Origin of the sequence: Novipirellula aureliae, assembly GCF_007860185.1 — a bacterium.
In the GTDB taxonomy this organism is placed as follows: domain Bacteria; phylum Planctomycetota; class Planctomycetia; order Pirellulales; family Pirellulaceae; genus Novipirellula_A; species Novipirellula_A aureliae.
Genome location: NZ_SJPY01000019.1, coordinates 1 through 5,711, shown reverse-complemented (window position 1 = coordinate 5,711; position 5,711 = coordinate 1). Strand labels below are relative to the sequence as shown.

Sequence of the window (5,711 nt, the reverse complement as noted above, 5' to 3'; positions counted from 1 at the left end):
CGATGCGTTGTCACCGCACGCACCGCCGCTACCATCTCCGCCGCCGCGCCCGCGAGCTATTGACGCTCCCGGACTGAGCGTCCCTTCTTCGATTTCCCTCCTTTTCGTGACGCTCTTTGAGCTGCCCCCAGGAAGAAGGTACGCACCCAATACGGCCATTCCGAGGAAAAAAGCCTATCTCACTGGCTTGCACACACGCTGTTTGACGATCAGGTGCAATAGCAAAGCAAAAATCCCGACATAGTCTGCTTGGGGTGTTACTGCGTCACCTGACATGATGCTCTGTCCCTATACTCGTTTTGCCGCGCCCGCGAGCTATTGACGCTCCCGGACTAAGTGCCCCTTCTTCGATTTCCCTCCTTTTCGTGACGCTCTTTGAGCTGCCCCAGGATGAAGGTACGCACCCAATACGGCCATTCCGAGGAAAAAAGACTATCTCACTGGCTTGCACACACGCTATTTGACGATCCGGTGCAATAGCAAAGCAAAAATCCCGACAGCGTCCGTCCGGGGTGTTGCTGTATCACCTGAAATGATGCTCTGTCCCTAAGATTGTCACCTGAAATGATGCTCTGTCCCTACGATTGCCTACGATTGCCTCCATCGGTGGTAATTGCCCCACCGACTCGTCAAGCACGAGGGAGGGATCGGGGCAGCTCAGCCGGGCATCTTGAACAGAGGACTTGAGCTTCGGCTACGTTCGTACCTCACTCCGCGAAGTCATATCCATATTGGATACCCGCAGAATCCCAGCAGATACCATTTACCGCAACATTCGAGTGTCGTTTACACCACAGACCCGTTTTACGATACGCCGAGAAAACAAAGTTTCCCGCGCTACCAATCCCAAAATCGCACCCGTAATCGCAAGCAAGATTCCCGTCACTAGGCCAATTAGCCAAGTCGTCGTTACACCTAGAATGATCCCGAGGATGATTCCAGCGACAGATCCGAGGCCTGCGAGGACTGCTAATCCTCCATTTCCACACCACCAAAGGTCAGACGCGCTGGCAGCCTTCCGATGTCGGGCGTAGTAGTTGGATATTAGTTCGTTTGTATCGGACCATGCGAATTCGGTGACAGGGAATTGATCTTCGCATTTGACGCAATAGGTACTTCGCATTCCAGCCATCGGATCTGACATGGCACGAAACTCAGGGCCCTCGACCGTCGTATCGGTGCGACATCGAGTATGTGTGTAAGATCGAGAATCTTGCATGTGGATACCTGTTTAAGTCGGATCACGCCGGACATCAGCGGGGACCAGCGAAAGAGCAACCATTGCCCAATCGCGTTTTCGAGTCCGCCGTTGCATGCCATTGATACTCATCATGGCCTCCATGGGTGTGTGAGCCTTTTCATGACGGCGAAGCCGTCTAATTCGTCTTCTGCAAGTTACGCTTGCAGTGCGAAAAACGTCACTCAAAGAGTGCGTTACGACATCTGGCTAAAACCCAATCATCACCCAAGGAGAACCACAATGAATTTGTATTCTACACAACATCCTTTCTACTGTGGAATCGGTATGCACGCCGATCCGTTCCTTTTCGCCTTCGCGGTGTCGCCAGTGCATGACGAGCGACACCGCGAAGGCGAAAAGGAACGACCAAAACAAGCTGCAAAAAATCCAGACTCTTACTCTGAGGGAAGGTACGCACCGGTTGACAAGGAGGGCCATCTAGAGGTTATTTGCCCAGTGTAGCGTTCAGGGCATCAATGTCGCGTTTTTCGGTTTCCATTACTGCTGGCGGATTGGTCTGGTGTGTATAGTAGAGCCGATTGTATAACGGATTGTCGGGGAACGCATCGTCACCCCACAGATGACATTCAAGAGTTTCGATTAGACCGTCATCCACGAACAGAATAAATCCGCAGCCGTAATCAAGACCTTCCACGTCGGCACAGACATCGCCTATGACGATCCGTCTCCGCGGTTCCAGTTGGGGTATGCAATCCTGAACCTCAAATTTGGTGAAGAAACCCAGGCCGGTGAACTCTCGCTCCACCACAACGCAATGAGCGAATTGCTGCCGAAGTGCTTCAAGCGTCGGGTGATCGCCTGTAAGCAACATATGCATGACCTGACGTTCGATCGGTTCCATTTCATGCATTGTTCAGGTCAAATAAAGTTGACGATAACCGCTTCGGCCAGATTAACGCTGACCACAGAGAAGACGCGCGTGGCCTAAGGCGTTGTTCCTGGAGATCCACCGGATTTGGTGCAGTCAGTTTAGTCGTTGGGTGTAAGCCATTCGCGAATCCGCAATGTGTTTATCATCGCGAAGACAATAAATCCGATCCCCATCGAAATCGGTAGAGATGCCCTTGGAACACCGCTCAAGCCAAACACAAGAAAGACAGTTCCCATTGTGCCCAGCAAAGCCGGCGTGAAATATGCGTTCTTGCGTTGTACGGTTACGGTTCGCTGATTTCGATTGATCAAAGCGTTAAGTTGTGTGACTTTTTCTACGCATGTCGCTGTGCAAGCCAATCCGTCACCGGTGTCAGTGGAGCACGTGTGGCAAATCGCTTTGTTGCAGTGTTTGCAAATGCCGATTGCGTGAGTGGAGTCGTGGTTGAAGCAATGCATGACGCTATAAAAACGACCTATTCAGTTCGAAAAGCAATGATGCGCGTCCAGTCGGATAACGGCAGCGTTAACGCGGCGGGCGCAATTGACTATGTTTTCAGGATCGGCACGGTCGCCCGCTCGCGTTCAACGCCTGATTCTGTTTCGCTTTGGGTTGCCGCGCGCCATCGGGACCGCCCAACCCAAATCATTAGTATAATACCGCCGACGAAGCCGCCAAGGTAGCTGGCGCTGTGCGCCCACAGGTCGACAAGAAAGGAAATGTGTTTCTCTTGCGGCACGTTCTCCGCGATCGGGCCGACGAGCCAAACCCATTCCATGGACGCCGCGACATAACCGATGACCCCGGCAAGCAGGGCGAAAATTGCACTGCAAGCAAACAGGATTCCCATCGGCCGAATCAATGAACCGACAGTCTTCTTCGGACGCGATCCGATTCGTGCGACCGTTGCAAGGGGGACGCCGAGAATCGCGCCGACCCACCACGTTGCGACGATCCCCCATACGATACCAAGGATTGTTGGATCCTCTGTGGGAACGATTCGCGGATGCCCGATCGTGAAGTATTCAACGCAGATTCGGGCCGTGATTTGGTCGTGAATGATTCCGTAGGTGATGCAAGCAAGAATGGAGAGGATGACGATTGCGAGCCATTGCATCGGACGTGACCTGCGAAACAGAACAGCACGCATCAGCGGGCCGGCGCGATACGCGTTGATTTCAAAACCGACCCGACCGCCGGCTTATGATCACCGCATTCATTGTAAAGCATGAATCAGTCGTCATCAAAGTCGTCGTCAAACACCTCGAACTGGTGACCATCCAACTGATCAAATAGAAAGAGCATCCCCTGGACGTACCAAATGGCTGTGAGAACGGACGGGCGTTTTTGAGCGGGATTCTCGCACCATTCCTCAATCTGTAATCGATCTTCGCGACGTTCAACTTGATGCTTGGCAGATCGAATCAAATCAAGTTGTTCGTCAGATGCTGTTTCAATGAACGAGACATGGCGTCCAACCGTCGGGTCGTAGAGCGTCACGCGAGTTTCGCCACACGCTTCAACAGCTTCGCGTAGATAGTGAAACTCCGATGGCACGCGATCCCATCGAACAACCGTCATGATTCGGATCGACCTTTAACGTTGCGATGAATTGAAGTCTTGATCAAATTGACGATAACCGCGTCGGCCCGTTTGATGTAGTAAGTAGAGTAAACGGTCGTGGCCGACTGCGGTTCATTGGATTATTACCCGCCCCTTGGAGAGCGCTGCGAGTCGAAGTCCGGGAACGCATCGCGAACAAGTGGATCAGACAACAATCGCAGTGACCAAATGCCGAAAGGTATGCCAATGAGCATAAACGGTGTGATGAACGGAATGCAAGCAAGCATCGAACCGAGGCGAGCAAGGCGATACGATTCAAGGAAGCCGAGTTTGGCCGCACCAACGGCAATTAGGATCAGGCAAATGAATTGAAGGCAACCGATGGTAAGGCCTATGGCGTCATCCAATACGGTACCGCCACGGACGACGATTACAGCCGCTGATACGAGGTAAATGCCAACAAACACGGATTGAATCGACGACATAATGATGAGAGCTGTCGCTGGTCGAGAGACGCGTGCCTTGATCGCATCGCGAGGATCGCCGCGAAGTGTTATGTTGCTGGTCGGTGGTGCGTAAGGATTAGTCATGCAATCGGGATCGACAACTACGTTCAGGGGGTAACGGTAGCGATATGCGGGCGGCGGCGAACGATCATCCACTCCAAAAAACCTGACTCCGCGACCATCGCCTGGTTAGCCATCGTTCCAGGCTCTTGGTGCGGTCTGGATGCCATTGTACTCTTGAAGCCGTTCCGCGAATTGTTGCAGCCCTGCGCGTACGCTGTCACTTGCATTGACAAGGTCTTCGTCGGTCAGCACACCGTCAAAGTGTGCACGGCAAACGGCGAACCATGGGTCGGACGCAGCGTACAAATTGTAGAGTTCGCGAGAAATACCGTTGTGAAATTCATGGACGCACTCATTTACGTCGAATGGCGATAGATCGCCGGACGTCATTTCAGAAATGACACCACCAATTTTCGCGAGTTCGTCGCGTAGTTGTCGCTCCCACGCGATGCTCGCAAGTTTACGTACAAGCTTTCGGTCAGCCTTTGTAGATTCGTGTTGCATCATTTTGTCGAGGAGCGGCAGCCGTGGAAAGGATTGATTTCAAAAAAACGCGTTGTTGGCCGCTCCGGTTCGCGGCCTAGTTGCACGCGCATTTGCTAGTCGGTAGGAACATCAGATGCGGTGAACACCGACGCCCCATTATTATGTAGCGTAAAAGCAGTTCGGACAACCTTTTCAACGAACTCGTCAGCATCGAAATGCGAACCGCTATTTTGCCACAACGTGAGCAACCTATGAGCGACCTTGTGGCGGGCATTGGGATCAAACGGGACAACGTTGTCTGCGAGCCCGAGCGTATTGATTTGATGAATTGCGCCGTGGAAGTGATAGTGCGACGAATGGCCGAGGCCCGGCGAGAACGTGTTAACACACCGCCAATCAGGCGAAACATTCGAGTTGCTATTGGCGCGGAATAGCCAAGTCTCTTCGATGCGATCGCCGATTTGGCAGAAAAGCAAGTATCTTGTGTGGCGGACGCGGCCCGTGTTGATGTCAACGTCCTCGTGCCAGCAGTTGAGTGGAGACCATGGGAATAATCCGCTGATGAGGAGCAACACGGTCAGCATTGGCACGATGATACCGAGCGTGATCCAATGGAGACGTTTCTGTGGAAGAGGAAAACGCATCGACTTGTGCGTGTAATGTCCACGATCACGCGGTCCGAGCGTAACGGCAACCACTGCCCAACAGCAACTCGAGGACTAGCGTGCATCGATTGGTTCGTCGCATTCTACCGGAGAGGACTCTCGGTCACCAAGTACCTGCTGTCCAATTCATTCATTCGTGGAAGCACCCTCTAGACGTTGATGCACCGAGTAGCCGCCAAGTAGTCCACCGACTGTTGCGTAGACACCGTAACCAGGCGGCGCAAACAATGCGGCGTTGACACCGACGAACGCACCCACCGCAATGCAAGTTGGCGCAGAATAGAATCGCCTATGCC

At 52.9% G+C, this 5,711-nt stretch carries 7 protein-coding genes; all 7 read right to left on the bottom strand.

Translation table 11 applies throughout. The annotated features are described in order from the left end of the window. Nucleotides 1–763: 763 nt before the first annotated feature. The gene (locus tag Q31b_RS27420; protein ID WP_146602867.1) at nucleotides 764–1,219 is read right to left on the bottom strand and encodes a hypothetical protein; all 456 of its coding nucleotides are present in this window, start codon (nucleotides 1,217–1,219) and stop codon (nucleotides 764–766) included. A 466-nt stretch (nucleotides 1,220–1,685) separates the two neighbouring features. After that, the gene (locus Q31b_RS27415; protein ID WP_146602866.1) at nucleotides 1,686–2,111 is read right to left on the bottom strand and encodes a hypothetical protein; all 426 of its coding nucleotides are present in this window, start codon (nucleotides 2,109–2,111) and stop codon (nucleotides 1,686–1,688) included. Between the two features lie 568 nt (nucleotides 2,112–2,679). After that, entirely contained in the window at nucleotides 2,680–3,249 is a 570-nt protein-coding gene (locus Q31b_RS27410; protein ID WP_197172516.1) for a hypothetical protein, read from the bottom strand. 116 nt (nucleotides 3,250–3,365) lie between these two features. Next, the gene (locus tag Q31b_RS27405; protein WP_146602865.1) at nucleotides 3,366–3,713 is read right to left on the bottom strand and encodes a hypothetical protein; all 348 of its coding nucleotides are present in this window, start codon (nucleotides 3,711–3,713) and stop codon (nucleotides 3,366–3,368) included. 125 nt (nucleotides 3,714–3,838) lie between these two features. Further along, entirely contained in the window at nucleotides 3,839–4,285 is a 447-nt protein-coding gene (locus Q31b_RS27400) for a hypothetical protein (RefSeq protein ID WP_146602864.1), read from the bottom strand. A 105-nt stretch (nucleotides 4,286–4,390) separates the two neighbouring features. Continuing rightward, nucleotides 4,391–4,771: a hypothetical protein gene (locus tag Q31b_RS27395; protein ID WP_146602863.1), complete on the bottom strand. Its 381-nt coding sequence runs from the start codon at nucleotides 4,769–4,771 to the stop codon at nucleotides 4,391–4,393. 92 nt (nucleotides 4,772–4,863) lie between these two features. Next, a complete protein-coding gene (locus Q31b_RS27390; protein ID WP_146602862.1) occupies nucleotides 4,864–5,394 on the bottom strand; it encodes a hypothetical protein in 531 nt (176 codons plus the stop codon). Nucleotides 5,395–5,711 lie beyond the last annotated feature (317 nt).

What these genes read in the sequence shown, in the direction of transcription:
- Q31b_RS27420 (WP_146602867.1), bottom strand. Translation starts at nt 1,219, where the DNA reads ATGCAAGATTCTCGATCTTACACACATACTCGATGTCGCACCGATACG.
- Q31b_RS27415 (WP_146602866.1), bottom strand. Translation starts at nt 2,111, where the DNA reads ATGCATGAAATGGAACCGATCGAACGTCAGGTCATGCATATGTTGCTT.
- Q31b_RS27410 (WP_197172516.1), bottom strand. Translation starts at nt 3,249, where the DNA reads ATGCAATGGCTCGCAATCGTCATCCTCTCCATTCTTGCTTGCATCACC.
- Q31b_RS27405 (WP_146602865.1), bottom strand. Translation starts at nt 3,713, where the DNA reads ATGACGGTTGTTCGATGGGATCGCGTGCCATCGGAGTTTCACTATCTA.
- Q31b_RS27400 (WP_146602864.1), bottom strand. Translation starts at nt 4,285, where the DNA reads ATGACTAATCCTTACGCACCACCGACCAGCAACATAACACTTCGCGGC.
- Q31b_RS27395 (WP_146602863.1), bottom strand. Translation starts at nt 4,771, where the DNA reads ATGATGCAACACGAATCTACAAAGGCTGACCGAAAGCTTGTACGTAAA.
- Q31b_RS27390 (WP_146602862.1), bottom strand. Translation starts at nt 5,394, where the DNA reads ATGCGTTTTCCTCTTCCACAGAAACGTCTCCATTGGATCACGCTCGGT.